27 protein-coding genes are annotated in these 26701 nt (G+C 67.8%); 13 read left to right on the forward strand and 14 right to left on the reverse strand.

Annotated features, from left to right (window positions below; genetic code table 11):
- Positions 1-26 precede the first annotated feature (26 nt).
- From RMP06_RS06685 to RMP06_RS06710, 6 genes are read right to left on the reverse strand one after another with little or no spacing between them, the layout of a single operon-like run.
- Positions 27-803: a tRNA threonylcarbamoyladenosine dehydratase gene (locus RMP06_RS06685; RefSeq protein ID WP_310460992.1), complete on the reverse strand. Its 777-nt coding sequence runs from the start codon at positions 801-803 to the stop codon at positions 27-29.
- On the reverse strand, positions 800-1915 hold the full coding sequence (locus tag RMP06_RS06690) for a YeeE/YedE family protein (RefSeq protein ID WP_310460993.1): 1116 nt from the start codon (positions 1913-1915) through the stop codon (positions 800-802). The genes RMP06_RS06685 and RMP06_RS06690 overlap by 4 nt, the downstream gene beginning before the upstream one ends.
- 5 nt (positions 1916-1920) lie before the next feature.
- Complete coding sequence (gene ybgF, locus RMP06_RS06695) at positions 1921-2763, reverse strand: tol-pal system protein YbgF (RefSeq protein ID WP_310460994.1); 843 nt, start codon at positions 2761-2763, stop codon at positions 1921-1923.
- 1 nt (position 2764) lies between these two features.
- Positions 2765-3340, reverse strand: coding sequence for a peptidoglycan-associated lipoprotein Pal (gene pal / locus RMP06_RS06700; RefSeq protein ID WP_310460995.1), 576 nt, complete (start codon positions 3338-3340; stop codon positions 2765-2767).
- A gap of 55 nt (positions 3341-3395) precedes the next feature.
- Entirely contained in the window at positions 3396-4682 is a 1287-nt protein-coding gene (gene tolB / locus RMP06_RS06705; protein WP_409050116.1) for a Tol-Pal system beta propeller repeat protein TolB, read from the reverse strand.
- A complete protein-coding gene (locus RMP06_RS06710; RefSeq protein WP_310460997.1) occupies positions 4679-5461 on the reverse strand; it encodes a glycosyltransferase family 2 protein in 783 nt (260 codons plus the stop codon). The genes tolB and RMP06_RS06710 overlap by 4 nt, the downstream gene beginning before the upstream one ends.
- A gap of 176 nt (positions 5462-5637) precedes the next feature.
- Between RMP06_RS06710 and msbA the strand changes: the two genes are divergently transcribed.
- The 11 genes from msbA (at position 5638) to RMP06_RS06765 (ending at position 17223) form a co-directional block, all read left to right on the forward strand.
- Positions 5638-7368 (forward strand): lipid A export permease/ATP-binding protein MsbA, encoded by a 1731-nt coding sequence (gene msbA, locus RMP06_RS06715; RefSeq protein ID WP_310460998.1) that lies wholly within the window; start codon positions 5638-5640, stop codon positions 7366-7368.
- A 43-nt stretch (positions 7369-7411) separates the two neighbouring features.
- A complete protein-coding gene (locus RMP06_RS06720; RefSeq protein WP_310460999.1) occupies positions 7412-8002 on the forward strand; it encodes a peroxidase-related enzyme in 591 nt (196 codons plus the stop codon).
- Entirely contained in the window at positions 7999-8883 is an 885-nt protein-coding gene (locus RMP06_RS06725) for a glycosyltransferase family protein (protein ID WP_310461000.1), read from the forward strand. The genes RMP06_RS06720 and RMP06_RS06725 overlap by 4 nt, the downstream gene beginning before the upstream one ends.
- Before the next feature lie 27 nt (positions 8884-8910).
- Positions 8911-9729, forward strand: a complete 819-nt coding sequence (locus RMP06_RS06730; RefSeq protein WP_310461001.1) for a glycosyltransferase family 2 protein — start codon at positions 8911-8913, stop codon at positions 9727-9729.
- Entirely contained in the window at positions 9722-10696 is a 975-nt protein-coding gene (locus RMP06_RS06735) for a WxcM-like domain-containing protein (protein WP_310461002.1), read from the forward strand. Before RMP06_RS06730 ends, RMP06_RS06735 begins: the two co-directional genes overlap by 8 nt.
- 1 nt (position 10697) lies before the next feature.
- Complete coding sequence (locus RMP06_RS06740; protein WP_310461003.1) at positions 10698-11810, forward strand: DegT/DnrJ/EryC1/StrS family aminotransferase; 1113 nt, start codon at positions 10698-10700, stop codon at positions 11808-11810.
- Between the two features lie 7 nt (positions 11811-11817).
- Entirely contained in the window at positions 11818-12393 is a 576-nt protein-coding gene (locus RMP06_RS06745) for an acyltransferase (RefSeq protein WP_310461004.1), read from the forward strand.
- Positions 12390-13373, forward strand: a complete 984-nt coding sequence (locus RMP06_RS06750) for a glycosyltransferase family 2 protein (RefSeq protein ID WP_310461005.1) — start codon at positions 12390-12392, stop codon at positions 13371-13373. The genes RMP06_RS06745 and RMP06_RS06750 overlap by 4 nt, the downstream gene beginning before the upstream one ends.
- 20 nt (positions 13374-13393) lie before the next feature.
- The gene (locus RMP06_RS06755; protein WP_310461006.1) at positions 13394-14848 is read left to right on the forward strand and encodes an MBOAT family O-acyltransferase; all 1455 of its coding nucleotides are present in this window, start codon (positions 13394-13396) and stop codon (positions 14846-14848) included.
- Positions 14848-15903 carry a hypothetical protein gene (locus RMP06_RS06760; RefSeq protein WP_310461007.1) on the forward strand — a complete coding sequence of 352 codons (1056 nt, stop codon included), beginning with the start codon at positions 14848-14850 and terminating at the stop codon, positions 15901-15903. The genes RMP06_RS06755 and RMP06_RS06760 overlap by 1 nt, the downstream gene beginning before the upstream one ends.
- Positions 15904-16065: 162 nt before the next feature.
- Positions 16066-17223, forward strand: coding sequence for a glycosyltransferase family 4 protein (locus tag RMP06_RS06765; RefSeq protein WP_310461008.1), 1158 nt, complete (start codon positions 16066-16068; stop codon positions 17221-17223).
- On the opposite strand, the gene rng is transcribed toward RMP06_RS06765, so the two are convergent.
- The 8 genes from rng to RMP06_RS06805 all read right to left on the reverse strand — a co-directional run bounded on the left by rng (position 17150) and on the right by RMP06_RS06805 (position 24199).
- On the reverse strand, positions 17150-18631 hold the full coding sequence (gene rng / locus RMP06_RS06770; RefSeq protein ID WP_310461009.1) for a ribonuclease G: 1482 nt from the start codon (positions 18629-18631) through the stop codon (positions 17150-17152). The genes RMP06_RS06765 and rng overlap by 74 nt on opposite strands.
- A gap of 31 nt (positions 18632-18662) precedes the next feature.
- Positions 18663-19277, reverse strand: a complete 615-nt coding sequence (locus RMP06_RS06775; RefSeq protein ID WP_310461010.1) for a Maf family protein — start codon at positions 19275-19277, stop codon at positions 18663-18665.
- On the reverse strand, positions 19274-19744 hold the full coding sequence (gene rlmH, locus RMP06_RS06780) for a 23S rRNA (pseudouridine(1915)-N(3))-methyltransferase RlmH (protein WP_310461011.1): 471 nt from the start codon (positions 19742-19744) through the stop codon (positions 19274-19276). Before rlmH ends, RMP06_RS06775 begins: the two co-directional genes overlap by 4 nt.
- A 21-nt stretch (positions 19745-19765) precedes the next feature.
- Positions 19766-20440, reverse strand: a complete 675-nt coding sequence (gene rsfS / locus RMP06_RS06785) for a ribosome silencing factor (protein WP_310461012.1) — start codon at positions 20438-20440, stop codon at positions 19766-19768.
- A 26-nt stretch (positions 20441-20466) separates the two neighbouring features.
- On the reverse strand, positions 20467-21114 hold the full coding sequence (gene nadD / locus RMP06_RS06790; protein ID WP_310461013.1) for a nicotinate-nucleotide adenylyltransferase: 648 nt from the start codon (positions 21112-21114) through the stop codon (positions 20467-20469).
- Positions 21104-22066 (reverse strand): oxygen-dependent coproporphyrinogen oxidase, encoded by a 963-nt coding sequence (gene hemF / locus RMP06_RS06795; RefSeq protein ID WP_310461014.1) that lies wholly within the window; start codon positions 22064-22066, stop codon positions 21104-21106. The genes nadD and hemF overlap by 11 nt, the downstream gene beginning before the upstream one ends.
- A 13-nt stretch (positions 22067-22079) precedes the next feature.
- The gene (purD, locus tag RMP06_RS06800) at positions 22080-23381 is read right to left on the reverse strand and encodes a phosphoribosylamine--glycine ligase (protein ID WP_310461015.1); all 1302 of its coding nucleotides are present in this window, start codon (positions 23379-23381) and stop codon (positions 22080-22082) included.
- A 92-nt stretch (positions 23382-23473) separates the two neighbouring features.
- Complete coding sequence (locus tag RMP06_RS06805) at positions 23474-24199, reverse strand: YebC/PmpR family DNA-binding transcriptional regulator (protein ID WP_310461016.1); 726 nt, start codon at positions 24197-24199, stop codon at positions 23474-23476.
- A gap of 90 nt (positions 24200-24289) precedes the next feature.
- Between RMP06_RS06805 and RMP06_RS06810 the strand changes: the two genes are divergently transcribed.
- Together RMP06_RS06810 and RMP06_RS06815 are read left to right on the forward strand one after the other, a co-directional pair.
- Positions 24290-25855 (forward strand): helicase HerA-like domain-containing protein, encoded by a 1566-nt coding sequence (locus tag RMP06_RS06810; RefSeq protein ID WP_310461017.1) that lies wholly within the window; start codon positions 24290-24292, stop codon positions 25853-25855.
- Between the two features lie 117 nt (positions 25856-25972).
- Complete coding sequence (locus tag RMP06_RS06815) at positions 25973-26500, forward strand: SRPBCC family protein (RefSeq protein WP_310461018.1); 528 nt, start codon at positions 25973-25975, stop codon at positions 26498-26500.
- The last annotated feature ends 201 nt before the right edge of the window (positions 26501-26701 follow it).

The raw sequence follows: 26701 nt of genomic DNA on the forward strand, positions 1-26701 counted from the left end.
TTCTAAACCAACTGCTACCCACTTCGTCAAGTGCCACGCACGAGTTCCAGCGCCTGTGCAGCGGCAGCCATACCAAAACTGGCCGTCACCATCACGCTGGAGCCATAGCCGTGGCAGTTCAGGCTGCCATCGACCGTGCAGGCGTCCTGCGGCGGCAGGCGCACCTCTTCCCGCGAAAACACGCAGCGCACGCCAATGCGCCCCGTGCGCGGCGCACCGTCCTTGCGCAACTGCTGCCGCAAACGCGCCAGCAAGGGATCGTGCGTCACCTCGGCCAGATCGGCCGCCTCGATGCGCTCCGGCCTGGATTTGCCACCCGCCGCGCCAGCCATGACCAGCGCCTTGCCCGTCGTGATCGACCAGCGCGCCATCGCCAACTTGGCCGCATTCTGGTCGCAAGCGTCGACCACGACATCCACCTCGATGGGCAGCAGCGCCGGCCAGTTCCCCGGCTCGACGAACTCCTCCACCGCGTACACGGCACAGCCGGGATGAATGTCGGCCACCCGCTCGCGCAGCGCAGTCACTTTGGCCGCGCCCACGGTGGCGCCGAGCGCCTGGATCTGGCGGTTGATGTTCGATTCGGCGATCTGGTCAAGGTCGATCAGCACCAGCGCCGCCACGCCGCAGCGTGCCAGCGCTTCGACCGCCCAGGAGCCAACGCCCCCGACACCCACCACGGCCACCCGCGCCGCTCGCACCCGCTGGTAGCCCTCATCGCCCCACAGACGGCGAAGGCCACCGAAGCGGCGCTCCAGATCGGCATCCAGCGCCGGAAAATCCACCCTATGGGTCGTCGTCATGCCTGACGCTCCAGTTGCCACGTCAGAAACCGCAGGCCGAGCACCGCCCCACCCAGGATGGCCGGCACCGCCACCAGGCTCGTGAGCCCCAGCGTGGACAGGCCGGACAGCCCCTGTCCGAACGTGCAGCCCATCGCCGTCACACCCCCAGCACCCATGAGCACGGCGCCGACCAGATGCCGCCCCATGTCGCCCTCGTCCCGGAAGCTCTCCCAGCGAAAACTCCGGGTCACCAGCGCCGCAGCGGCCGCGCCCGACAGAACACCCCCGACCGCCACCATGCCCACGCCCACGGTCCGGCTGCGGTCGCTGAAGTACACGAGCCACTCCAGCGCCTGCGCAACCGGAGCGACAAAGGAAAACGATTCCATGCGCTGCGAGGCGGTGGCCAGGAAGGTGGCCTCCAGCGTTTCGGGATGTTCGGCGACAAAGCCGAAACGCCCCGTGGTCCACCACATCGCGAGAACCAGCAAACCCGTGCCGACACCACCGGCCAGCACGTGGGGATGCCGGCCCTCCGGCCGCGCCAGTGCCCACGCAACACCCCCTCCGCCAATGAGCAGCGCACACACACCGGCCAGCGTCGCCACTGGCTGCCCGGTCACATGTGACAGCAGACTGGGCAAATCCTGGGACACCGGAAGCTCAATGACAAGACGGTCCACGGTATTCACCCGCAGCACCGCGGTGAGCCCGCGCAGCGTTGCCCAGCCCGTCAGCCCCATCACCAGCAGCACCACCAGCGATTTCAGACTGCCACCGCCCACGCGCACCAGCGTCTTGCTGCCGCAGCCCGACGCCATCACCATGCCGAAACCAAACAGCAGCCCGCCCGCGAGCGCCGATCCGACCAGCCAGCGCGGCCCGCCGTACACGGTGTTGGACGCCTGCACGAGGCCCAGCGCGACCAGGCCATTGAAGCCCGCCACGGCCACCCCGGCGGCCAGTGCCCACATGCGCATGCGGCTCCAGTCACCCAGGTTGATGATGTCCGCCACCGCGCCCATGGTGCAGAAATGCGTCTGGCGCACCAGCACACCCAGCGCAAACGCCAATGAAAAAACAGCCCAGAGCACCTGGGCCGTCAGCAGTTGCACATCAGCAGAGGTCACCGGGATCACTTGATCTGCTTGATGCGCTCACGTCCGGATTGCGCCGCCTCGGATTGCGGATAGTTGGCAATCAGCTCCTCCAGCGTCTTGCGCGCACCCTTGCCGTCCTTCAGCTCGATCTGGCAATTCGCCAGCGCCAGCAGTGCCTCGGAAGCCCGCGGGTGGTCCGGCGTGGTCGACACCAGGGTGCGGAAGATGCTCATCGCTTCCTTGACCTCGCCCTTGCCGTACAGCGCGTTGCCGAGCCAGTACTGCACATGGCCGTTGTAGGCGCTCGACGGGAAGCGTTTCTGGAACGCCGCCAGCGCCGTCGCCGCATTGGCGAACTCGCCTTTGCGCAGGATGCCGATGGCCTCGTCGTAGGCCTTCTTCTCCGGCGCATCAACCACCGCGTCCTTGCCGTCCAGCGACACGCGCTGCGGCTCCAGCCGGCGGATGCGGTCGTCGATCGCGGCCATCGCATCCTTGTACTTGCGCTGCAGATCGGCCAGCTCGCGGGCCAGATCCTTGTTGCCCTGGGCGAGCTGCTCGTCGGCACCGCGCAGCTTGGCCATCTCCGAGCGCAAGGTTTCCATCTGTGCATTGAGGTCGAGCAGGCTGCGCTTGAGCACGCTGATCTGCTCGACCTGGTCAGCGACCTGCGCAGCCAGCGCCTTGCGCTCGTTTTCTTCGAACTGCGCCTGCCGCTGCTGAGACTGCTCGAACCGGGTGCGCAGCTCGACGATGGCCTTGCGGGCCTCCTCGTCATCGAACAGACCGGCGCTGGCCGTCATCGGCCAGAGCGCAGAGGTGACCAGCACCAGGGCTGCGGTCAGGGCGGACAGTTTCAGGGGCTGGGCGCGGCGCATCTCAGCGGTCCTTCAGCTCGGCGCGGCGGTTCTTGGCCCAGGCCGCTTCGTTGCTGCCCGTGGCGGCCGGTTTTTCCTTGCCGAAACTCACGGCCTCGACTTGACTGTCCTGCACACCCAGCAAGGTGAGCGACTTCAGCACCGCCTCGGCGCGACGCTGTCCCAGCGCCAGGTTGTACTCGCGGCCACCGCGTTCGTCGGTGTGCCCTTCGACCAGCATACGGCGCTTGCGGTCCGCACTCAGGCGGCGCGCATTGCCTTCGACCACACCGCGGAACTCGTCCTTGACCACGAAGCTGTCGAAGTCGAAGTACACGACACGGCCTGCGCCGTTCGCTGCCGCGTCATTGCGGGTGACGTCGACCGGCGTGACCGTGGACTGCGCAGCCTGGCCGGTCGTGGCGCCGGCATTGGCGTTCGAGGAGACCGCTGCAGCGGCCCCGGCAGCACCCGCCAGGCGGCTTTCCACCGGCGCAGGTGGCTCGACACGGGTATTCGATGCGCAGCCAGTCAGCACCAGCACAGCGGCACTGAACGCAGCCAGCCACACGGTGCGGCCGTTGAGGAATGGGGACATGGATTGACTCCGGGAACGTGGGTTTGAACAAAAAAACACACCGCGGCACGCGGGTTCAGCGGCTGTAAGGCCCCCAGACCGGCTCCCTCACCTCCGCCTGGGGCGGACTGAGGCGGGCCTTGATGGTGCCGTCGAGCGTGGTGGTCATCAGCAGATCACGTCCGCCAGCGCGGCTGGCGTAGATGATGAGCCGACTGTTGGGTGCGAAGCTCGGGCTTTCGTCGTCGTTGGTGTCCGTGAGTGCGGTCACAGTTCCCGAAGCGAGGTCCATCAACTGCAGGCGGAACTGGTTGCCCCCATTGCGGTTGACGTAGGCCAGATAGCGGCCATCGGGACTGAGGGCGGGGCTGATGTTGTAGTTGCCGCTGAAGGTGACCCGCTCGGCGTTGCCGCCAGAGGCACCCATGCGGTAGACCTGCGGGCCGCCACCGCGGTCGCTGACAAAGTAGATCGACTTGCCATCGGAGGACCACGCCGCCTCGGTGTCGATGCCCGGCGCCGTGGTGAGGCGGCGCAGGTTGTCGCCCTGCCGGCCCATCGCATAGACCTCGGAATTGCCATCCTTGGTCAGCGTGACGGCGAGTTGTGATCCATCGGGCGAAAACGCTGGCGCGCTGTTCGAGCCGCGGAACTCGGCCACCGTGCGCCGACGGCCGTTGAGCACGTCCTGCACGTAGACCACCGGCTTGCCAGTCTCGAATGAGACATAGGCCAATTCGTTGCCTTCGGGTGACCAAGCTGGCGAAATGATCGGCTGCACACTGCTCAGGGCCGACCGCGAACCTTCGCCATCCGCATCGGCGACGAACAAGGTGTAGCGGCCGACTCCCTTGGAGACATAGGCGATGCGGGTGGAGAACACGCCACGTTCGCCGGTGAGCTTCTGGTAGATGTCGTCGGCGATGCGGTGGGCCGCCAGTCGCAGATCTTCCTTCTGCACAGCCAGCGACTGCGCGATCAGCTCGGTGCCCTTGACCACATCCCACAGGCGGTAGCGCAGGTCGAAACGGCCGTCCGCCAGCCGGGTCACGGTGCCGGCGGCCAGCGCATCGGCATTGCGGCTGCGCCACTCGGTGAACACCGGGCGCGAGGTTTCATCGAGGTTGTCCGGCGCAGTGGGCACCAGCTTGAACAGGCCGCTGCGCTCCAGATCGGCGCGCACGATCTGCGACACAGGGAATCCGGCCTTCTCCTCATCCCGGAAGCGGGAGATGGCGACCGGTACCTGCGCGGTGCCAATGCCCGAGATCTCGACACGGAACTGCGCCGCCGCCGGCAGCACCCCCGCCATCGCAGCGCCAGCACCCAGACCGCGGTGCAGAAACAGTCGCCGGTCCATCATCGCATCCGAGTTTGATCGTCGCATTCAAGCCACATTTTCAGGTAACGGTAGTAAGAAGCCTCGGCATTGTGGACCGCGAGTATGAACCCCATACGTCCATCAAGAAAACCACGTTTCAACACGTAGGTCCGCACGAACGCCCAGAAGCCATGTCCGACGGCCTTCCCCAGCCCGCCGCGGCGTCCCCGCGCATGGAGGTCGGCGGCGCGTCCGCTGGAGTAGCGGTTCATCTTGTCGTTGGCCACGGTCAGCGTCGGCATGCTCTCGTGCAGCAGGTGTCCACGCAGCGACCGGGTCGGCAAATCGCACAGCAGACGCTCGTGGACGAGATCGTCGCTGAACCGCGCCGCGCCGCGCGGGAACAGGCGCAGCACCGGGTCCGGGTACCAGCCGCTGTGGCGCATCCACTGCCCGCAGAACGACGACAGGCGGGAGAGCGTGTGGCTGCAGGCTGGCGTGCCAGGCGTCTCGACCACCGCGCGCACCTGCGCCGCGAGTTCGTCGTCCAGCCATTCGTCCGCATCCAGGCTCAGCACCCAATCGCCGCGGGCCAGCGCCAGTGCGCGGTTCTTCTGCGCGCCGAAGCCGGGCCAGTCGGTGGTGCTGGTCACCCGGGCGCCGAGCGAACGGGCCAGTTCCGGCGTGCCGTCCGTGCTGCCGTTGTCCACGACGATGCATTCGTCCGCAAAGGACACGGAGTCCAGACAGCGCCGCAGCCGCAGCACTTCGTTGCGCGTGATGACGATCACTGACAAACGCGGCGCAATTGTCAGATTCATGTCAGCAACAAAAGGGGCAGAAAGTGGAGCCAGGAGAGGATTCGGTTCAAGGATGCAAGGCCAAGCGGAGGCAACCCAGACGGTCGGGCCGCGCAGATTGTAGGCAACAAGCCGCCTGCGCTGATAATTGCGCCTCCGCGGCGCCCCGCTCTTCAGAATCGCTTTAGCCCGCTCCGATGAAATCCCTGTTCCAGCGTCTGCGCCGCATCTGGCCTTATTTTTCTCCGAGCCGCGCCGGGTTCATCGTCTCGGCGATCTGCACCGTGATCGTCGCCGCCACTGAACCGATGGTGCCGAGCCTGATGCAGCGCCTGCTGGATTCAGGCTTCAAGCAAGGGGCGGCCGGCATTCCGCTGTGGCAGGTGCCGGTGGCGATCATCGGCTTGTTTGCGGTCCGTGGCGCCGCGGGTTATGTCGGGCAGTACACGCTCGCCTGGGTCGCCTACCGCGGCACGCAGGGCATGCGCGAGGCGCTGTTCCGCCGCCTCATGGACGCACATCCGCAGCTCTATGCCACTCACTCCGCCAGCACGCTGACCAACATGGTCGCGCATGAGGTGCAGGCCGGCGCGCTGCAGTTGTCCACGTCCGGCCTGACCCTGCTGCGCGACTTGTTGACGCTGGTGGCGCTGCTGGGTTACCTGCTGTGGATCAACTGGCAGCTCACGCTGTTCGTGTCGGTGCTGTTCCCGGCGGTGGCCTTCGTGATGCGCACGGTCAGCCGCCGCCTGCACCGCCTGACGCTGCTCGGCCAGCAGGCCACCGACGATCTGGCCTACACGGTGGAGGAAAACGTCCAGGCCTGGCGCGTGGTCCGCATGCACGGAGCGCAGCAGCACCAGACCGAGCGTTTCCTGGCCATGAGCGAGGACATGCGCCGCATCGCGATGAAGTCGGTCGCCGCGGCCGCCACGATGACCCCGCTGACCCAGGTGCTCGCCGCCGTCGCCTTGTCCGCTGTGATCGTCACCGCGCTGTGGCAGAGCGGGCACGACAGCCAGACGGTCGGCGGCTTCGTCGGCTTCGTGATGGCGATGCTGATGCTGGTGGCCCCGATCAAGCGCCTGTCCGAGGTCGCCGTGCCGATCACCCGCGGGCTCGCGTCGCTCGAACGCGGCATGGCGATGATCGACGAGGCCCCGGTCGAGCGCGACGGTCCGTTCGACCCGGGACGCGCCCGCGGCGAGATCGCCTTCGAGCAGGTGGATGTCACCTACGGCGAACAGAACACCCCGGCGCTGCAAGGCGTGAACCTGCACATCCCCGCCGGTCAGGTGATCGCGCTGGTCGGCCCCTCCGGCGCCGGCAAGACGACCTTGATCAACCTGCTGGCCCGTTTCGTCGAACCCACGGCCGGCACCATCCTGATCGACGGCACGCCGCTGATCGACTGGCGCGTCACCGCCCTGCGCCAGCAGTTCGCGCTGGTGAGCCAGGACGTCGTGCTGTTCAACGACAGCGTGGCCGCCAACGTGGCGCTGGGCCAGACCGTGGACCGCGTGCGGGTCGAGGCCGCGCTGCGCGCCGCCAACCTGCACGACTTCGCCGCCGCCCTGCCCGAGGGCATCGACACCCGCATCGGCCACAACGGCCAGCGCCTGTCGGGTGGCCAGCGCCAGCGGCTGGCGATCGCACGCGCGATCTACAAGGACGCACCGATCCTGATCCTCGACGAAGCCACCTCGGCGCTGGACTCGGAATCCGAGCGGCTGGTGCAGTCCGCACTGGAGCGGCTCATGGTCGGGCGCACCGCCATCGTCATCGCGCACCGACTGTCCACCATCGAGCGGGCCGACCGCGTCATCGTGCTGGAAGCGGGCCGCATCGTCGAGCAGGGCACGCAGGCGGAGTTGCTCACGCGGGGCGGCCTGTTCGCCCGCCTGCATGCGCTTCAGTTTCAAACCTGACTTCAGCCCTGACAATCACGGGACCGACCGGAGAACCCTCCCCATGACGACCCTGCCGATCAGCCGCTACCCGGTGCCCGACCTCGCCGTGCTGCCTGAAGACCTGCGCACGCGCATCCTTGCCGTGCAGGAGAAGGCCGGCTTCGTGCCGAACGTGTTTCTGGCACTGGCGCACCGGCCCGACGAGTGCCGCGCCTTCTTCGATTACCACGATGCGCTGATGCTGCGCCCGTCCGGGTTGAGCAAGGGCGAAAAGGAAATGATCGTTGTGGCCACCTCGGGCGCGAACGGCTGCCTCTACTGCGTGGTCGCACACGGCGCCATCCTGCGCATCCACGAGAAGAACCCGCGGATCGCCGACCAGATCGCCGTCAACCACCGCAAGGCGGACCTGACGCCGCGCCAGAAGGCGATGCTCGACTTCGCGCTCAAGGTCTGCCGCGACTCGGCCGCGATCGGCGAGGACGACTACACCACGCTGCACGCCCACGGCTTCAGCGACGAGGACATCTGGGACATCGGCGGCATCACCGCGTTCTTCGGGCTGTCCAACCGCATGGCGAACCTGATCGGCATGCGACCCAACGACGAGTTCTTCCTGATGGGCCGCCAGCCACGCCCGCCGCGCGCATGAGTGCGACCCCGCGCGCCGTCATCAGCGGCTTCACCTTCCTGCGCAACGGCGTGAAGCTCGGCTTCCCGTTCGAGGCGTCGATCCGCTCGATCCTGCCACTGGTGGACGAGTTCGTCATCGCGCTCGGCGCCGGTGAGGACGACACCGCGATCCGCATCCGGGCGCTCGCCGCCGCCGAGCCCAAGATCCGCATCCTCGACACGCGGTGGAACGAACGCATGGCCGAGCGCGGCTTTGTCTACGCGCAGCAGAAGATGATCGCGCAGTACGCCTGCACGGGCGACTGGGCCTTCTATCTGGAAGGTGACGAGGTGCTGCACGAGGGCGAGCTGGCAGCCATCCGCGCATCGGTCGACCGCCACCACGGCAACCCGGAGGTCGAGGCGCTGGTGTTCGACTACCTGCACTTCTACGGCGCGCCGCAGTGGCTGGCCGTGAGCCCGGCGTGGTACCGGCGCGAGTGCCGGCTGATCCGCAACACGATCCGCTCGTACGCACCGGACGGCCAGTTCTGGGTCGTGATGGACAGGCACCGCCACGGCCGCCACCCCAAGGCCGCGCTGGCCAACGCCCACATCTACCATTACGGCCATGTCCGCCGGCTCGACTACATGCAGGCCAAGATGGACCAGGTCAGCAAATACTGGTCGCACCAGCCGCCGAAGATGCGCTACACGATCGACCCGCAGGCCCTGCGCCCGTTCACTGGCACACACCCGGCCTGCATGACCGACTGGCTCGCCCACGACGCCGAGCCCACGTTCACGCCCGACCCGGACCACACGCTCACCCGCCGCGAGCGCAAGCACCGCCACGCGATGCGGCTGGAGCGCTGGTTCGGCCTGGACCTGAGCCACAAGCACTACACGCTCGTGGCCTGAGTCGCACCGAGGAAGGACGCCCACCCCATGACCCGCCGCACCACCATCGTCATCCCGGTGCTGAACCAGTTGCGCTACACCGTGATGTGCATCGACAGCCTGCGCGCCCAGGGCGTGGCCCCCGGCGACATCCTCGTCATCGACAACGCCAGCACCGACGAGACGCCGCAGTGGCTGGCCGACCACCCGGAACTCGCGCAGCAGCGCAACCGCGTCAACCTCGGCTGCGGCGGTGCGTGGACGCAGGGCGCGCTGCTGGCCGGCGACGCCGAGTGGGTCGTGCTGCTCAACAACGACGTGCTGGCCGGGCCGCGGGCGATCGAGGCCCTGCTCGACGCCGCCGAGCGCCAGGGTCTCAAGGTCGTCAGCCCCGCGCTGCTCGAAGGGGCCGACGACTACGGTTACGCGCAGTTCGCCCCGGACTACCTCGTGAAGATGGCCGGCACGGTGCGCCGCGGCTGGTTCCACGGCGTGTGTTTCGCGGTCCACCGCAGCGTGTTCGAGGCAATCGGCTTCCCCGACACCGACCGGCGCCTCGGCGGCCACGAGGACATGGAATACCTCGTGCGCTGCACCCGCGCCGGCATCCCGGTCGGCACGGTCGGCGACGCGGTGTTCCACCACTTCGGCTCGATCACGCAGAAAGCGCTGAAGAAGGAAACCGGCGCCAAGGCGCTCGGCGACCGGCACTATTTCTACAGCCGCCTCGGCATGGGCTGGCTGGCACGCAAGCGCTTCAAGCTGCAGCGCGAGCGCCAGCGCGACCAGTGGTCCGCCGAGGAAACGAAACGCACGGGGCACAGCCTGCACATGCTGCGCGAACACGGAGCCTGGAAACATGTCTGAGTCCACCTTCATCCACCCGCTGGCCGACGTGCAAAGCCCGCACATCGGTGCCGGCACGCGCGTCTGGCAGTTTGTCGTCGTGCTGACCGGTGCACGCATCGGCCGGGACTGCAACCTCTGCGCGCAGACCCTGGTCGAGGGCGATGTGGTCATCGGCGACCGGGTCACCGTCAAGAGCGGCGTGCAGCTCTGGGACGGGCTGCGCGTGGCGGACGATGTGTTCATCGGCCCGAACGTCACCTTCGCCAACGACCGCTTTCCGCGCAGCCGCCAGCGCCCGGAGCAGTTTCTGCAGACGGTCGTCGAGGCCGGCGCGTCGATCGGTGCCAATGCGACCCTCCTGCCGGGGCTGACCATTGGCCGCAACGTCATGGTCGGTGCGGGGGCGGTCGTCACGCGCTCGGTGCCACCCAACGCCATCGTCGTCGGCAATCCGGCGCGGATCATCGGCTACGTCGATGCCGCAAAGGCCGACGCCCAGGCCGACGGCCCCTCCGTCCCTGCCAAGCCCGGCTTCACCCCCACCCGCGTCCGCGGCGTGACGCTGCACCGCCTGCCACGGGTCACCGACATCCGCGGCAGCCTCACCGTGGGCGAATTCGAGCGCTCCGTCCCCTTCCCGGTGCGGCGCTACTTCATGGTGTTCGACGTGCCCAGCGTCGAGACCCGCGGCGAACACGCACACCGCCTGTGCCACCAGTTCCTGATCTGCGTGCGCGGCCAGTGCAGCGCCGTGGCGGACGACGGCACGCACCGGCAGGAGTTCGTGCTCGACCGGCCCGACATCGGCCTGCACCTGCCGCCGATGGTCTGGGGCATCCAGTACCAGTATTCCCCGGACGCGCTGCTGATGGTCTTCGCCTCGCACTACTACGATGCAGCGGACTACGTGCGCGACTACAACGCGTTCCTCGGGCTCTGCGGCACGGCCACCACCGCCGCCGAAACCCCCACCGAGACCCCCTGAGATGGTCCCCTTTCTCGACCTGAAATCGCCCTACGACGAGCTGAAGCCGGAGATCGATGCGGCCATCCAGCGCGTGCTGGATTCCGGCTGGTTCATCCTCGGCCCGGAGGTCGAGGCCTTCGAGCGCGCGTTCGCCGCCTATTGCCACGCGGCCGAGGCCGTCAGCACCGCCAACGGGCTGGATGCGCTGCACCTGGCGCTGCTGGCGATGGACGTCGGGCCGGGCGACGAGGTGATCGTGCCGTCCAACACCTACATCGCGACCTGGCTGGCCGTGAGCCAGTGCGGGGCGACGCCGGTGCCGGTGGAGCCGCGCGCGGACACCCACACGCTCGACCCGACCCGGGTCGAAGCCGCCATCACGCCGAAGACGCGCGTGATCCTGCCGGTCCACCTCTACGGCCAGCCCGCCGACATGGACCCGCTGTGCGCCATCGCGCGCCGACACGGCCTGCGCATCCTCGAAGACGGCGCGCAGTCCCACGGCGCGCGCTACCAGGGCCGCCCGCTCGGCGCCCACGGCGATGCGGTGGCCTGGAGCTTCTACCCGGGCAAGAACCTGGGTGCGCTCGGCGACGGCGGCGCAGTGACGACCAGCGACCCCGCACTCGCCGACCGCCTGCGCGTGCTGCGCAACTACGGCTCGCGGGTCAAGTACGTCAACGAGGTCAAGGGCTGGAACAGCCGGCTCGACCCGCTGCAGGCCGCCGTGCTGCGGGTCAAGCTGGCCCACCTCGACGCCTGGAACGACCGGCGTCGTGCCCTGGCCGAGCGTTACACGCGTGGCCTCGCCGCCGTGGCCGGACCCGACCTGACCCTGCCGACCTGCCCTGACTGGGCAGACCCCGCCTGGCACCTCTACGTCATCACCACGCCGCGCCGCGCCGCGCTGCAGGCCGCCCTGACCCAGGCCGGCATCGGCACCCTGATCCACTACCCCATCGCCCCGCACCGCCAGCAGGCCTACGCCGAACTCGGCCTCGGCCCGGGCAGCCTGCCGCTGGCCGAGCGGCTGGCCGACGAGGTGCTGAGCCTGCCGATGGGCCCGCACCTGCAGCCGGCGCAGGTCGACGAAGTGGTCGGGGTCATCACGCGCTTCTTCCAGGCCGCCTGACGTGGGGATGCCGTTCTCGGTCCGGATCAACCACTGGATGCAGCGCCCGCGCATCCTGCTGCACCGCCTGCTGTCGTCGGCCCGCTGCAGCGGCCGGCCACGGCTGCGCCAGCCGCTGCACGCCACCGGCCGCGGCGAGATCCGCTTCGAGGGCCGTGTCACCATCGGCGTCTACCCCTCGCCGCACTTCCACACCACGCTGGCCTATCTGGAAGCCCGCCACCCCGGCGCGTCGATCCACATCGGTGACGGCACGGTGCTGAACAACAATTTCTGCGCCATCGCTGAACACACCCGCATCACGCTCGGCCAGCGGGTGCTCGTCGGCACGGGCGTCGAGATCTTCGACAGCGATTTCCACGGCCTCCGGCGGGAGGACCGGGCGCGCTCGGACCCGGCCTGGGCCAGCCCGGTCGTCATCGAGGACGACGTTTTCCTCGGCTCCAACGTGCGCGTGCTCAAGGGCGTCACGATCGGCCGAGGCTCGGTCATCGCCAACGGCGCCATCGTGCTGTCCGATATCCCGCCCGGGGTGGTGGCAGGCGGCATCCCGGCCCGGGTGCTCAAGGCGATCGACGCATGACGATGACCACCGCGCCCCTGCTCACCCTCGTCGTGCTGGCCTACCGGCAGGCGCCGCTGATCGACGCTGCCATCGCCAGCGCACTGGCCCAGACGGGCGAGCCGATCGAGATCCTGCTGTCGGACGACGCCTCGCCCGACGACACCTTCGCGCGCATGCAGGCCCACGCCGCCGCCTACCACGGCCCGCACCAGGTCATCGCGCGGCGCAACCCGGTCAACCTCGGTCTGGGCGCCCATGTCAACACGGTGATGCAGGCGGCGCGGGGCGAGCTGATCCTGCTGATGGCGGGCGATGACCTGTGTCTGCCCGAACGGGCACAGCGCGTGCGCGAGGCCTGGGACGCCACTGGCCGGCGGGTGGACCTGATCGCCTCCCACGTCATCGACATGGCGCCGGACGGCACGGACCTCGGCCTCCTGCGCGTCGATGACCTCGCACAGTGGCGCAGCGTCGCGGACTGGGCACGTCGCCGCCCGCACGTCATCGGCGCCGCCCACGCCGTCACGCGCCGCCTGTTCGACCGGTTCGGTCCGATGGCCGACGACTGCCTGCTCGAAGACCAGGTGAACACGCTGCGCACACTGTGTGCCGGTGGTGCCTGCACGGTGGACGCGCCGCTGCTGCGCTACCGCCGCGGTGGGGTCTCGGGGCGCCATGTCGATGCCGACGGCGCGGCATTGCGCACGCGGCTCAAGCGCGTCGCCGACCGCCACCTCGCCCTGCACCGCCAGTGGCAGCGCGATGCAACGCTGGCCGGCTGTCTCGACACCGTGCGCGCCGCCACCGACCGCGAGGAGCAGCGCGAGCAGTTCCTCGCCGCGCTGCTGGCAGACCCGGCCCGCCGGCCGCCACTGCCGCTGCTGTGGGACGGGCGCTTTCGTGTGCGCACCGGCTGGCGCCTGAGCAAGTGGCTGCGGGTGGCCTTCGCCGGTCTGACCGTGCGCATCGATGCGCTGAAAGCGCGCCTGCGCGCCTGACCGACCCGACATCCAGTCACATGCTCTTCAACTCCTACGAGTTCCTGTTCCTGTTCTTCCCGCTGGTGCTGGTCGGGCACTACCTGCTGGGCGCGCGCCACGCGCTGGCGGCGGCGCGTTTCCTGGGTGGCGCGTCGCTGTTCTTCTACGGCTGGTGGGGCGTGTCGGCCGTGCCACTGCTGCTGGCGTCAATCGGCGTCAACTACCTTGCCGGCCTGTGGGTCACGCCGCTGCCCGGCCGCAGCGACCGCGCACGCCTGTGGCGACTGCGTGGCGCGCTGGCCATGAACCTGGGGCTGCTCGGGCTGTTCAAGTACGCCGACTTTTTCCTCGGCAACGTCAACGCGGTGGCCGGCACCACCTGGCCGCTGCCCCACCTGCTGCTGCCGATCGGCATCTCGTTCTACACCTTCACGCAGATCGCGTTCCTGGTGGACGCCTGGGCGGGCAAGGTGCGCGAGCGTTCGTTCTCGCACTACCTGCTCTTCGTCACCTACTTCCCGCACCTGATCGCCGGGCCGGTGCTGCACCACGCGCAGATGATGCCGCAGTTCGCCGACCCGGCCAGCTACCGGCTCGACCGCGCCAAGCTGGTGCTCGGACTCGCCACCTTCACGGTCGGCCTGGCCAAGAAGCTGCTGCTGGCCGACCCGATGGGCCAGTACGCCGATGTCGTGTTCGGCACCGCGGGCCATGGCGTGGACCTCACGGCGCTGACGGCCTGGCTCGGCGCCATCGCCTACGCCTTCCAGATCTACTTCGACTTCTCCGGCTATTCGGACATGGCCATCGGGCTGTCGCTGTGCCTGGGCATCCGGTTGCCGATCAACTTCGATTCGCCCTACCGGGCCACCAGCATCATCGAGTTCTGGCGCCGCTGGCACATTTCGCTGTCCACCTTCCTGCGCGACTACCTCTACGTGCCGCTCGGCGGCAACCGCCACGGCACGACGCGGCGTTACCTCAACCTCGTGCTGACCATGCTGCTCGGCGGCCTGTGGCATGGCGCGGCGTGGACCTTCGTGGTCTGGGGGGCGCTGCACGGCACCTTCCTCGTCATCAACCACCTGTGGCGCCGCGACGTGGGTAGCGCGCCGTCCGGGCGGCTGCAGCGGTTTGCGGGCGCGGTGCTGACCTTCGTGGCGGTCACGGTGGCGTGGGTGGTGTTCCGCGCCGAGTCGATGGAGGTGGCGGGTGCCCTCTACCGCGGCATGGCCGGGCTCAATGGCTGGTCGAGCCGCCCCTTCGCCGGCTTCGAGCTGCCGTTCAAGGTGTCGGAGTTCTACCGGACCTTCCTGCTGTGCGCGCTGATCGCGTTCTGCCTGCCGAATTCCGGGCAGATCGCGCGCTGGTTGCCGCCGCGGATCAGCGGCCGCGGCCGGGTTGTGGCGAGCGCACTGGTGCTGGGCGTGCTGTTCGGCGCGGGCGTGTCGCACCTCGGCGCGCACAGTGCTTTTCTGTACTTCCAGTTCTGATGCAACCCGCTGACCACTTCGCCACGGCCGAGGCCGAGTCCACCGCCGCGTCCCCCTCCGTTCGGCTCTGGCTGCGTGTCTTCGGCGCGGTGGTGGCGGGTGTCGCCGCACTGCTGCTGTGGACCCTGCTGACACCACCGTTCCGGGGCGACCTGACACGACTCGGGCGCCTGTCGGAAACCGAATTCGGCCCGACGCAGCCCCCGCGATCGATCGAGCGCGCGCTGCGTGTGTCGAGCGCGCTGCAGGACGCCGACGTGCTGGTCATCGGCGACAGCTTTTCCGCACCGCTGCTGTGGCAATCGGCGCTGGTGGCCCATGGCCTGAAGGTGGCCACCATCGACTGGCAGGTGATCGGGCCGGTCTGCGCCGATCTGGGCAGCCTGCTGCGGGCCCAGGGATTCCGCGGTTCGGCGGTGGTGATCGAATCGGTGGAGCGCGGACTGGCCGGCCACCTCGACGCCTCGCTGGCCTGCGCGCAGCAGCGCACCGGCCGTCTCCAGACCCGCCAGACAGCGCGCGACTGGGACACGACCGGCCCCCTCGGTCTGAACACCAGCGAAACCCTGTTCACCGGGCTGCTGACGACGCTGCACACCCGCCACGCGCGCCTGTCCGGTGCCGAAGAACTGGTTCACCACACCGATGGCGCAGACCGGGTCCGCATCCAGCGGGTGCCGGACGGCTGCCAGCGCTTCAGCCACCGGTTGTGCGAGCGCGGCCTGTTCTTCGCGGACGACCGGACCTCGGCACCATTCGGGCCTTCGTCCGTCGAGCAGATGCAGCAACTGGCCCGACGCCAGGCTGACCTGTCCATCACCTGGCTGGTGCTGCCCAACAAGAGCAGCATCTACCTGCAGGCAGACCGGGCCGCCACCGTTGGCGGCACGCTGGAAACGGCTGGCCTCGGACCCGACCTGTTCGGTGACTTCGTTCGCCTGAGCCGCCAGACACGCGATCTCTACAGCCCGAACGACACGCACACGTCCACAGAGGGCTACCGAACGGTCGGGCAGCATGTACACGAGTGGCTGAGCGCAAAAACGCGCCGTTGACCCCGGATTTCCGGGGGTGAGCATGGTAATTTGCACACGGCACCCGGGCATGCGCTCACTACCATTCCAAGTCAACTGCGAGCGCATTTTCGCGTCCATCTCATGCGTCATCGGCATCACCAGACCCCTTCCCAGCGCCCCCGGATCGCGATCGTCACCAACATGCCGGCGCCCTACCGCGTTCCGGTCTTTGCCGCGCTAGCGTCCCTGACGAATGCCGACGTGCATTGCATCTATCTGACGCACAAGGAGCCCAACAGAGACTGGCAGTTGGAAGCGACTTCGGATTCCGTTCATGTCCACTATCCTCCCTCGCGCGAACTCCAGGTCGGTGACAAGTTCATCCATTTCACTGCTGGACTGTCGGCGCTGCTTGCCGAGATTGCACCCGACGTGGTCGTCACCACGTCGTACAGCCAGCCGTATCTCACAGCATTTCTCCATGCTTGGCGCCGAAACATTCCGCATGTGGTCATGACTGACGGGACCGACACGTCCGAACAGAGCCTAACCTGGATGCACCGGCAGATACGCCGCGCCGTATTTGCCCGCTCTGCGGCGTTCGTGGGGCCAAGTCTGGGTTCCAGACGCTTGTACGCCTCCTATGGCATCGCGTCGGGGTCCATCTTCCAGTCGCACCTGTGTGCCGACATGGCACACTTTCAGGCAGTAGATCAGGCAGCAGAGGGAACAGAACGTCCCGTCGATTTCATCTTCAGCGGGCGGATGCATCCGGTCAAGAACCCCGGTTTCGCGATGGACGTGGCGGCCGGCACAGCACATCGCATAGGTCGACGGGTGTCGATGGTCTACCTGGGCAAAGGACCGCTTTGGAACGATCTGCAGGCGCAGGCCCGTGCCATGTCGGAGTTGGTCGATGTGAAATTCCCCGGTTTTCTCGATCAAACAGCCCTGCCCCGAGCCTACCGGCAGGGGAAAATATTCCTGTTTCCATCTAGCTGGGATCCGTGGGGCGTGGTCGCCAACGAGGCCTGTGCGGTTGGTTTGCCAGTGCTGGTCACGCCAATGGCCGGGGCTGCGGGCGAGATCGTGCGCGACCACGAAAACGGCCGCATCCTGCCGCTGGACCTGCGCGCCTGGATCGACGCTGCAACGGTGCTGCTGTCCGATGAGGCACTTTGGCAGCGAATGTCGACGCGAGGGCGCCAGCTCGTCGCCGATTACACGTACGACAACGCCGCGCACGGCCTCGCAGACGCGGTAACGTTTGCGCTGCGGCGAGACCTCACATCAACACAATGTCGTACTGCTCCGGATTCACCGCCGCCTCCGCCTGCAGCGAAATCGGCTTGCCGATGAAGTCGCTCAGCCCGGCCAAGTGCGGGCTTTCCTCGTCGAGCAGCATCTCGATCACCGCCGGGCAGGCGATGACGCGAAACTCCTTCGGGTTGAACTGCCGCGCCTCGCGCAGGATCTCGCGCAGGATGTCGTAGCAGACCGAGCGCGGTGTCTTCACCTGCCCACGCCCGCCACAGGTCGGGCACGGCTGGCAGAGCATGTGCGCCAGCGACTCGCGGGTGCGCTTGCGGGTCATCTCGATCAGACCGAGCTGCGTGAAGCCGCTGATCGTGATCTTGGTGCGGTCGCGGGCGAGCTGCTTGCGCAGTTCCGACACCACCTGCTCCTGGTGGTCGGCGCGGGTCATGTCGATGAAGTCGAGGATGATGATCCCGCCCAGATTGCGCAGACGCAACTGCCGCGCGATGGCCTGCGACGCTTCGAGATTGGTCTTGAAGATCGTGTCGTCGAAGTTGCGCGCGCCGACGTAGCCGCCGGTGTTGACGTCGATCGTCGTCAGCGCCTCGGTCTGGTCGATGACGAGGTAGCCGCCCGATTTCAGATCGACACGACGCGCCAGTGCCTTCTCGATTTCCTGGTCGATGCCGAACAGATCGAAGATCGGGCGCTCGCCCTTGTAGTGCTGCAGGCGGTTGACCGAACTCGGCGTGAACTGCTGACCGAAGGCGCGCAGCGTGTCGAACTGCATGCGCGAGTCGATGCGGATCGTCGCCGTGCGTTCGTCCACCAGGTCGCGCAGCACCCGCTGCACCAGGTTCAGGTCTTCGTGCAGCAGCGAGCCGGGTGGCGACTTCAGCGCCAGCGCGCGGATCGTGACCCAGGTCTTGCGCAGGTAGGCGATGTCCTCGGCCAGCTCGTCGTCGGTGGCGTCCTCGGCGTTGGTGCGCAGGATGAAGCCGCCCCCGCCACCCGTCTCCCGGTTGCCCACCAGCACGCCCATGCGCTGGCGGAGCTGCTCGCGCAGCTCGTGCGAACCGATCTTCTGCGAGATGCCGATGTGGTCGTCCTGCGGCAGATGGACCAGCAGCCGCCCGGCCACGCTGACCTGCGTGGACAGCCGCGCACCCTTGGTGCCGATGGGATCCTTGATGACCTGCACCACCAGCGTCTGGCCCTCGTACACCAGCTTCTCGATCGGCGGCATGGTGCCGTTCTCGGCGTGGTGGCCGCGGCCGGGCTGGCCGGCGACCTGCACATCGGCCACATGCAGGAAGGCGGCGCGCTCCAGGCCGATGTCGATGAAGGCGCTCTGCATGCCTGGCAGCACACGGGCGACCTTGCCCGCGTAGATGTTGCCGACGAGGCCACGCTCCAGCGTGCGCTCGACGTGCAGTTCCTGCACCGCGCCGTGTTCGACGATGGCCACGCGCGTCTCCTGCGGCGACCAGTTCACCAAGATGTCTTGCATGGGATGGGATGTCTCCGTTGTTCTTGTGGGTTCAGAGCGTCCAGCCCGCTGCGCTCAGCAGCCGGGCGGTCTCGAACAGGGGCAATCCCATGATGCCCGAATAACTGCCGGAGATTCGCTCGACCCAGGCCGCCGCACCACTCTGGATCGCGTAGGCGCCGGCCTTCCCCATCGGCTCGCCGGTCGCGACGTAGGCGGCGATGCGCCTGGTGTCGATCACGGCAAACCGCACATGCGAGACGCTCAAACCCCGCCAGATCCGGTCGCCGTCCGCCAGCGCCACGGCGGTGAGGACACGGTGTTCCTGCGCCGACAGGGCGCCCAGCATCTCGCAGGCATCGTCAGCGTCCGCTGGCTTGCCGAAGATGCGGCGGCCCAGCGCCACGGTCGTGTCCGCACACAGAATCGGCGCCGACGGCAGGCCAGCGCGTTGCAGCCGGGCGCGGGCCGCGTCCAGCTTGGCCAGAGTCACGCGCTGCACATAGGCGCGCGGCGCCTCGCCGGGACGGACGGCTTCGAGCGCCTCGGCATCCTCGTCCACGTCGGGCAGCAGCAGTTCGTGCCGCACACCGATCTGGTCGAGCAGCTGGCGGCGGCGCGGGCTTTGCGAGGCGAGGTAGAGCCAGGGGGAGCGGGAGGTCGTCATTCGCGGTGGTAAGGGTGTCCGACCGTGACCGACCACGCCCGGTAGAGTGCCTCGGCCAGCATCACGCGCGCGAAAGCGTGCGGCAGCGTCAGGTCCGACAGGCGCAGCAACTCGTCCGCGCTGGCGCGCAGTTCAGGGTCCAGCCCGTCCGGACCGCCAATGACCAGCGCGACATCACGGCCATCGTGTTGCCAGACCTTGAGCCGCTCGGCGAGCGCCACCGTCGTCACCCGCGTGCCACGCTCGTCGAGCACGACGCGGCGCACCCCTTTTGGCAGGGCCGCCTCGATGCGCACCCGCTCGGCCGCCATCAGCGCCTCGACCGGCTTGCCGCTGGTGCGTGGTTCGGTCTTGACTGCCTTGAGTTCGAGACGGCAGTCCGGCGGAAAACGCTTGGCGTAGTCCGCGTAGGCCGTCTCGGCCCATTCGGGCATCTTCTGCCCGACCGCGACGAGGTGCAGCTTCACGGTCGACTCACCGCGCCGGCGTCAGGCGCCGCGCTTGGGTGCGGCGGCCTTCTTGCGGGCGGGCGTCTTGCGCTCGCGGTCGGGCGCGTTGACCACGATGGTCTTGATCTTCGGTGCTGCACCGGATGCAGACTTGCGGGCCGGCGCCTTGCGAGCGACCGCACCCGTGGCGGAGGTCGCAGCGGTCTTGCGGGCGGGTGCCTTCTTGGCGGCGGGCTTCCTCACGTCAGCGGCCGCTTCCGACGCAGACGACGAACGCTTGCGAGGCGCAGCCTTGCGGGCGGGTGCCGTCGGGGCTTCGTCCTCGTCTTCGTCCTCGTCGCGCGAAGCCTTGACCAGCCCTTGCGTGGCGCTGGCGAGCTTCAGGCGCACCGGCTTGCCACCCCAGATCTCTTCGAGGTGGTAGTACTGACGGATGGCGGGTTGCATGACATGCACCACGGCCGCGCCGCAGTCCACGATGATCCATTCCCCATTGTCCTCGCCCTCGACGCTCAGGACGTCGCCGCCCAGCGACTTGACCTTCTCGCGCACGCTGGCGGCGAGCGACTTGGTCTGCCGGTTACTCGTGCCGGAGGCGATGACGACGCGCTCGAACATCGCCGAGAGGTGTTCGGTGTTGAAGACCACGATGTCTTGGGCCTTCACATCTTCGAGTCCATCGACGATGGTGCGTTGCAGCTTGCGGATGTCCATTCAGCGCCGTTCTTGTTCCAGAGGATTCAGGATTGAGGGGGAAAACCAGAGTGTGGATGGTGGGATCGGTACAGCCCGTGGCGATCAATATAGCGCGCCACGTCGGGCGCCACCATCCGGGGCGCCAGTGAAAGGGCCGGCTCGCCTGCGGCCAACCGGGTTCTCAGCTCTGTCGAAGACACCGCCATCGACGGCATGTCGAGTGCCACGATGCGGTGTCCGGTGTTCAGTAGTTCGTTCGGGGCCTGCACCGGAACGCCTGCGCGCCCCGCCACCGCCAGCGTCACCCGCTGCAGCAAATCGGCCCAGCCATGCCAGGTGCAGAAGCCCGCCAGCTGGTCCTGCCCGATGACCAGAAACCAGCGGGCCGGGTGTGTTTCGCGCTGCTGCAGCAGTGTCACGGTGTCCAGCGTGTAGCTCGGACCAGACCGTTCGATCTCGCACTTTTCGAGCACGAAAGCGGGATTGTCGCCGATTGCCAGCCCGACCATCGCCGCGCGGTGTTCGGCGGACGCCAGACGGCGGGTTTTCTGCCACGGCTGGCCGGCCGGAATCCAGCGCAACTCGTCCAGCGCGAGCTGGGCGAAGGCGGTGTCGGCCAGCGTGCGGTGTGCCTGGTGGACCGGGTCGAAGCTGCCGCCATAGAGCCCGATGCGCCGGGGTTCAGCGGCCATCGAACTCCGCCAGCCAGTCACGCGGGCGCAGGAAATCGGTGTACAGACGCGCCTCGGGTGTGCCCGGCTCGGGCGCCCACTGGTAGCGCCAGGTGACCTGCGGCGGCATCGACATCAGGATCGACTCGGTGCGCCCGCCCGACTGCAGGCCAAACAGCGTGCCGCGGTCCCAGACGAGGTTGAACTCGACGTAGCGCCCACGCCGGTACGCCTGAAAATCGCGCTCGCGCTCGCCGTAGGGTGTCTCGCGGCGGCGCTGCGCAATCGGCAGCCAGCCCTTGAGCAGCGCGTCGCCCACGTCCTTCAGCATCGCGAAACTGCCCTGCACACCCAGCGCCGAGAAATCGTCGAAGAAGATGCCGCCGATGCCACGCGGCTCGTTGCGGTGCTTCAGAAAAAAGTAATCGTCGCACCACGTCTTGAAACGCGGATACAGCGCCGGATCGTGCGGGTCGAGCGCGTCGCAGCAGGTGTGGTGGAAATGGACCGCGTCGTCCTCGAAGCCGTAAAACGGTGTCAGGTCCATGCCGCCGCCGAACCAGCGCACGGTCTGGCCCGCCAGCGGCCCTTCCGTGGGCGTCGCCGACAGCATGCGCACGTTCATGTGGACCGTCGGCACATAGGGGTTGCGTGGATGGAACACCAGCGACACGCCCATCGCCTCGAAGGGTGCGCCGGCCAGCTCGGGCCGGTGCTGGGTCGCCGAGGTCGGCAGCGCCGTGCCGCGTACCTGCGAAAACGCACAGCCGCCACGCTCCAGCAGGCCACCGTTCTCGATCAGCCGGGTGATGCCCGCGCCTTCGAGCTTGCCGCCGGGCGGGCGCTCCCAGGCGTCGGTGATGAACGCCTGACCGTCCTCGGCACCCACCCTGTCGCAGATCGACTGTTGCAGGCCCAGCAGATAGGCCCGCACCTCGGTGTTGGACAGCACTGTGTCGTCGGTGGTCGTCATCGCACGTCCGGGCTCAGACTTGCTGCGTGCGCTTGATGGCGCGGTAGCCGATGTCGTGGCGGTACTGCATGCCGGCGTACTGGATGCCCTGTGCCGCGTCATAGGCCCGTTGCTGCGCATTGCGCACCGAGTCGCCCAACGCGGTCACACACAGCACGCGCCCACCGCTGGTGACGACGCTCCCGTTCGGGCCCGTGGCCGTGGCGGTGCCAGCGTGGAAGACCTTGCAGTCCTCGGTTTCCGCCGGCAGGCCGCGGATCGCGTCGCCCTTCTTCGGGTCCAGCGGATAGCCGGCCGACGCCATCACGACGCCGAGTGCCACGCGGCGGTCCCAGTCCAGCGTGACCTGGTCGAGCGTGCCGTCGGTAGCATGTTGCAGCACCTGCAGCAGGTCGCTCTTGAGCCGCATCATGATCGGCTGCGTCTCCGGGTCGCCCATGCGGGTGTTGAATTCCAGCGTCTTCACGCCGCCCTTGGCATCGATCATCAGCCCGGCATACAGGAAACCGGTGAAGGGGATGCCATCGCGGCGCATGCCGTCCACCGTCGGGCGGATGATGTCCTGCATCACCTTGGCGTGGATGTTGGGGGTCACCACCGGGGCGGGCGAGTAGGCGCCCATGCCGCCGGTGTTCGGGCCTTGGTCGGCGTCCAGCAGGCGCTTGTGGTCCTGGCTGGTGGCCAGCGCCAGGATGTTGCGGCCGTCCACCATGACGATGAAGCTGGCTTCTTCGCCGACCAGGAACTCCTCGATCACCACGCGGGCGCCGTCAGCGTTGTGCTGCACGCCGAGCTTGTTGTCGAGCAGCATCCAGTCCACGGCCTGGTGCGCCTCGTCCAGCGACATCGCCACGACCACGCCCTTGCCCGCCGCCAGCCCGTCGGCCTTGATCACGATCGGCGTACCCATCTCGTCGACATAGGCATGCGCCTGCGCCGCGTCGCTGAAGGTCTCGTAGGCCGCGGTCGGGATCTTGTGGCGCTTCATGAAGTCCTTGGCGAAGGCCTTGGAGCTTTCGAGCTGCGCCGCCGCCTGCGTCGGACCGAAGATGCGCATTCCCCGGGCGCGGAACTCGTCCACCACACCCGCCGCCAGCGCCACCTCGGGGCCGACGACCGTCATGCCGATCTTCTCGGTCTGCGCAAAGTCGGCCAACGCGGCCACATCCGAGATCGGCACATTCGCCATGCGCGGATCCAGCGCCGTGCCACCGTTGCCCGGCGCCACGAACACCTTGTGGACGCGGGGGGATTGGGCCAGCTTCCAAGCCAGTGCATGCTCACGGCCACCGCCGCCAATCACGAGAACTTTCATGGGACTTTCTTCATCATATTTGTCTGAAAACTGAACCCGGGCACGCAGCGCGCCCGGTCCCCGCCTCGGAATCCTACCTTGTCACTCGCCGGTCACTCGCCGATTTCGGCGTTGTGGTACACGTCCTGCACATCGTCGAGATCCTCGATCACGTCCAGCAGCTTCTGCATGCGCTGGGCATCGTCGCCCGCCAGATCAACCGTGTTTTCGGCCCGCATCGTCACGCCCGCGATCTCTGCCACGAGACCGGCCTGCTCCAGCGCGGCCTTGACCGCCTCGAACTCCGGCGGCGCGGTCAGCACCTCGATGGCGCCGTCCGCGTCGGCGATGACGTCCTCGGCGCCGGCTTCCAGCGCGATTTCCATCACCTTGTCCTCGTCGGTGCCCGGTGCGAACACCAGTTGCCCGCAGTGCTTGAACTGGAACGCCACCGAGCCATCGGTGCCCAGATTGCCGCCGTACTTGCTGAAGGCGTGGCGCACCTCGGCCACGGTGCGCACACGGTTGTCGGTCATCGTGTCGATGATGATGGCCGCACCGCCGATGCCGTAGACCTCGTAGCGGATCTCCTCGTAGTTGACGCCTTCGAGGTTGCCGGACGCCTTGTCGATGTTGTACTTGATGCGGTCCGCCGGCATGTTGGCGGCCTTGGCCTTCTCGATGGCCAGACGCAGGCGCGGGTTGGTGCCGATGTCGGAGCCACCTTGCCGCGCAGCGACCGTGATCTCACGGATGATGCGGGTCCAGATCTTGCCGCGCTTCTCGTCCTGGCGGCCTTTGCGATGCTGGATGTTGGCCCACTTGGAATGACCGGCCATGAATGCTCCTGGGTACGCTTGCGTGCGCTGAGTTCGTTAGACTGCCATTTTACTTTTGCCGCGCTGCGCACCCGACCCGGAGACACAAAAATGACTGAGCCGATCCTGCTCGCCTGCCATGGCGACATCGAATGTCACCTGCTGCCGGCACTGGCGAACCGCCACGGCCTCATCACCGGAGCCACCGGCACCGGCAAGACGATCACGCTGCAGAAGCTCGCCGAGAGCTTCTCGCGCCTGGGCATCCCGGTCTTCCTGGCCGACATCAAGGGCGACCTGACCGGCATCGCCCAGAAGGGCCAGCTCGGCGGCAAGCTGGCGCAGCTCCTCCAGGAGCGTGGCCTGAGCGAACCCGAGTGGAGCGCCTGCCCGGCCACGCTGTGGGACGTGTTCGGCGAACAGGGCCATCCCGTGCGCGCCACGGTGTCGGACATGGGCCCGCTGCTCCTGTCGCGCATGCTCAACCTGAACGAGACGCAGCAGGGTGTGCTGCAGCTCGTCTTCAAGATCGCCGACGACAACGGCCTGCTGCTGCTTGACCTGAAGGACTTGCGGGCGATGCTGCAGTACGTCGGCGACAACAGCAGCGAGTTCCAGACCGAGTACGGCAACATCAGTGCGGCGTCCGTTGGCGCGATCCAGCGCGGCCTGATGCAGATCGACCAGCAAGGCGGCGACCAGTTCTTCGGCGAACCGATGCTGTCGATCGAGGACTTCATGCAGACGGTGGACGGCCAGGGTGTCGTCAACATCCTCGCCGCCGACAAGCTGATGAACGCACCGCGGCTGTACGCGACCTTCCTGCTGTGGATGCTGTCGGAGCTGTTCGAGACGCTGCCGGAAGTAGGCGATCTGGACAAGCCGAAACTGGTGTTCTTCTTCGACGAGGCGCACCTACTGTTCAAGGACGCCCCGGCCGCGCTGACCGAGCGGATCGAACTCGTCGTGCGGCTGGTGCGCTCCAAGGGCGTGGGCGTGTATTTCGTGACGCAGAACCCGCTCGACATCCCCGAGACTGTGCTCGGCCAGCTCGGCAACCGCGTGCAGCACGCGCTGCGCGCCTTCACGCCACGCGACCAGAAGGCAGTGAAGTCGGCAGCCGACACGATGCGCCCGAACCCGAAGCTCGACATCGCCGCCGCGATCACGGAAATGGGCGTCGGCGAAGCCCTGATCAGCCTGCTCGACGCCAAGGGGCGGCCCAGCGTCACCGAGCGGGTCTATGTGCTGCCGCCGGGCAGCCAGATCGGCCCGATCAGTGCCAGCCAGCGCCAGCAGCTGCGCGAAGGCTCGCTGGTGGCGGGCGTCTACGAGAAAACGGTGGACCGCGAATCGGCTTACGAGAAGCTCAAGGGCCGCGCGGCGACCTCGTCCGACGCAGGCGACAACCTGCGCGGCGAAGCGGGCAAGTCGATCACCGATGGCGCCCGTGCGGCGACCGAGGAAGCTGGCGGCGGTGGCCTCGGCGGCATGCTGTCCGGCGCGCTCGGCGGGCTGCTGTTTGGCTCGACCGGCCCGCGCGGCGCCCGCCACGACGGGCTGGTCCAGACGATGGCCAAGTCGGCGGTGCGGCAGGTCGGATCCTCCGTCGGACGCGAGATCGTGCGCGGCGTGCTCGGCTCGCTGCTGGGCGGCAGCACCAGCCGCCGCCGCTGAACCCGTTGCACCCGCTGAGCGACCCGGTACCGCCGGGTTTCTCACGAACCGCACGGCCACGGATTCGCGTCAAAATCGGATCGCGGCAAGCCGCCGCGCCGCTGCCCGGAGTGCGCCATGCTCAAGACTCTGTTGATGGGGATCGCCGTGGCGCTCCTCGGCCTGCTGGGCTACGCCAGCACCCAGCCTGACACCTTCGTGGTCGAGCGTGCCGTCAACATCCAGGCACCACCGGACAAGATCTACCCTTACCTGGCCGACTTCCACCAATGGAGTGCCTGGTCGCCCTGGGAAAAGCGTGATCCCGCAATGAAGCGCAACTTCAGCGGCGCAGCCAGTGGCCAGGGCGCGGTCTATGCCTGGGAGGGCAACAAGGACGTCGGCAGCGGACGCATGGAAATCCGCTCGGCCCGATCCGTGTCGAGCGTGGACATCCAGCTCGATTTCCTTGCCCCATTCGAGGCGCACAACACCGCGACCTTCACCCTGGTGCCCCAGAACGGCGCCACGGCCGTGACATGGACCATGCAGGGGCCGATGCCCCTCATCTCCAAAGTCATCGGCGTGTTCGTCAGCATGGACCAGATGGTCGGCAAGGATTTCGAGACCGGGCTTGCCAATCTGAAGGTCGCGGCCGAGAAGTAGCCGCGGGGAGCGACACAGCGCCCGGCGGGGTATGGTGCAGGCTTCGTATGCACCCCTTCACACGGCTTTGTTGCATAACCCAGCCGAGGCTGAGTTTCCCCTGACCCCAGACGGAGTTACGCCACAGCCCGCGTCACCGGGGTGCCCAAGTGGGTGAAGCGGTTGAGCACTGCGGCCCGCACCTGCAACTCCACCACCTGC

Origin of the sequence: Sphaerotilus sp. (assembly GCF_031429695.1) — a bacterium.
Lineage (GTDB): Bacteria > Pseudomonadota > Gammaproteobacteria > Burkholderiales > Burkholderiaceae_C > Sphaerotilus.

Coding starts and splice junctions, on each gene's coding strand:
- RMP06_RS06685 (WP_310460992.1), bottom strand. CDS start 803: ATGACGACGACCCATAGGGTGGATTTTCCGGCGCTGGATGCCGATCTG.
- ybgF (WP_310460994.1), bottom strand. CDS start 2,763: ATGCGCCGCGCCCAGCCCCTGAAACTGTCCGCCCTGACCGCAGCCCTG.
- pal (WP_310460995.1), bottom strand. CDS start 3,340: ATGTCCCCATTCCTCAACGGCCGCACCGTGTGGCTGGCTGCGTTCAGT.
- tolB (WP_409050116.1), bottom strand. CDS start 4,682: ATGATGGACCGGCGACTGTTTCTGCACCGCGGTCTGGGTGCTGGCGCT.
- RMP06_RS06710 (WP_310460997.1), bottom strand. CDS start 5,461: ATGAATCTGACAATTGCGCCGCGTTTGTCAGTGATCGTCATCACGCGC.
- msbA (WP_310460998.1), top strand. CDS start 5,638: ATGAAATCCCTGTTCCAGCGTCTGCGCCGCATCTGGCCTTATTTTTCT.
- RMP06_RS06720 (WP_310460999.1), top strand. CDS start 7,412: ATGACGACCCTGCCGATCAGCCGCTACCCGGTGCCCGACCTCGCCGTG.
- RMP06_RS06725 (WP_310461000.1), top strand. CDS start 7,999: ATGAGTGCGACCCCGCGCGCCGTCATCAGCGGCTTCACCTTCCTGCGC.
- RMP06_RS06730 (WP_310461001.1), top strand. CDS start 8,911: ATGACCCGCCGCACCACCATCGTCATCCCGGTGCTGAACCAGTTGCGC.
- RMP06_RS06735 (WP_310461002.1), top strand. CDS start 9,722: ATGTCTGAGTCCACCTTCATCCACCCGCTGGCCGACGTGCAAAGCCCG.
- RMP06_RS06740 (WP_310461003.1), top strand. CDS start 10,698: ATGGTCCCCTTTCTCGACCTGAAATCGCCCTACGACGAGCTGAAGCCG.
- RMP06_RS06745 (WP_310461004.1), top strand. CDS start 11,818: ATGCCGTTCTCGGTCCGGATCAACCACTGGATGCAGCGCCCGCGCATC.
- RMP06_RS06750 (WP_310461005.1), top strand. CDS start 12,390: ATGACGATGACCACCGCGCCCCTGCTCACCCTCGTCGTGCTGGCCTAC.
- RMP06_RS06755 (WP_310461006.1), top strand. CDS start 13,394: ATGCTCTTCAACTCCTACGAGTTCCTGTTCCTGTTCTTCCCGCTGGTG.
- RMP06_RS06760 (WP_310461007.1), top strand. CDS start 14,848: ATGCAACCCGCTGACCACTTCGCCACGGCCGAGGCCGAGTCCACCGCC.
- RMP06_RS06765 (WP_310461008.1), top strand. CDS start 16,066: ATGCCGGCGCCCTACCGCGTTCCGGTCTTTGCCGCGCTAGCGTCCCTG.
- rng (WP_310461009.1), bottom strand. CDS start 18,631: ATGCAAGACATCTTGGTGAACTGGTCGCCGCAGGAGACGCGCGTGGCC.
- RMP06_RS06775 (WP_310461010.1), bottom strand. CDS start 19,277: ATGACGACCTCCCGCTCCCCCTGGCTCTACCTCGCCTCGCAAAGCCCG.
- rsfS (WP_310461012.1), bottom strand. CDS start 20,440: ATGGACATCCGCAAGCTGCAACGCACCATCGTCGATGGACTCGAAGAT.
- nadD (WP_310461013.1), bottom strand. CDS start 21,114: ATGGCCGCTGAACCCCGGCGCATCGGGCTCTATGGCGGCAGCTTCGAC.
- hemF (WP_310461014.1), bottom strand. CDS start 22,066: ATGACGACCACCGACGACACAGTGCTGTCCAACACCGAGGTGCGGGCC.
- purD (WP_310461015.1), bottom strand. CDS start 23,381: ATGAAAGTTCTCGTGATTGGCGGCGGTGGCCGTGAGCATGCACTGGCT.
- RMP06_RS06805 (WP_310461016.1), bottom strand. CDS start 24,199: ATGGCCGGTCATTCCAAGTGGGCCAACATCCAGCATCGCAAAGGCCGC.
- RMP06_RS06810 (WP_310461017.1), top strand. CDS start 24,290: ATGACTGAGCCGATCCTGCTCGCCTGCCATGGCGACATCGAATGTCAC.
- RMP06_RS06815 (WP_310461018.1), top strand. CDS start 25,973: ATGCTCAAGACTCTGTTGATGGGGATCGCCGTGGCGCTCCTCGGCCTG.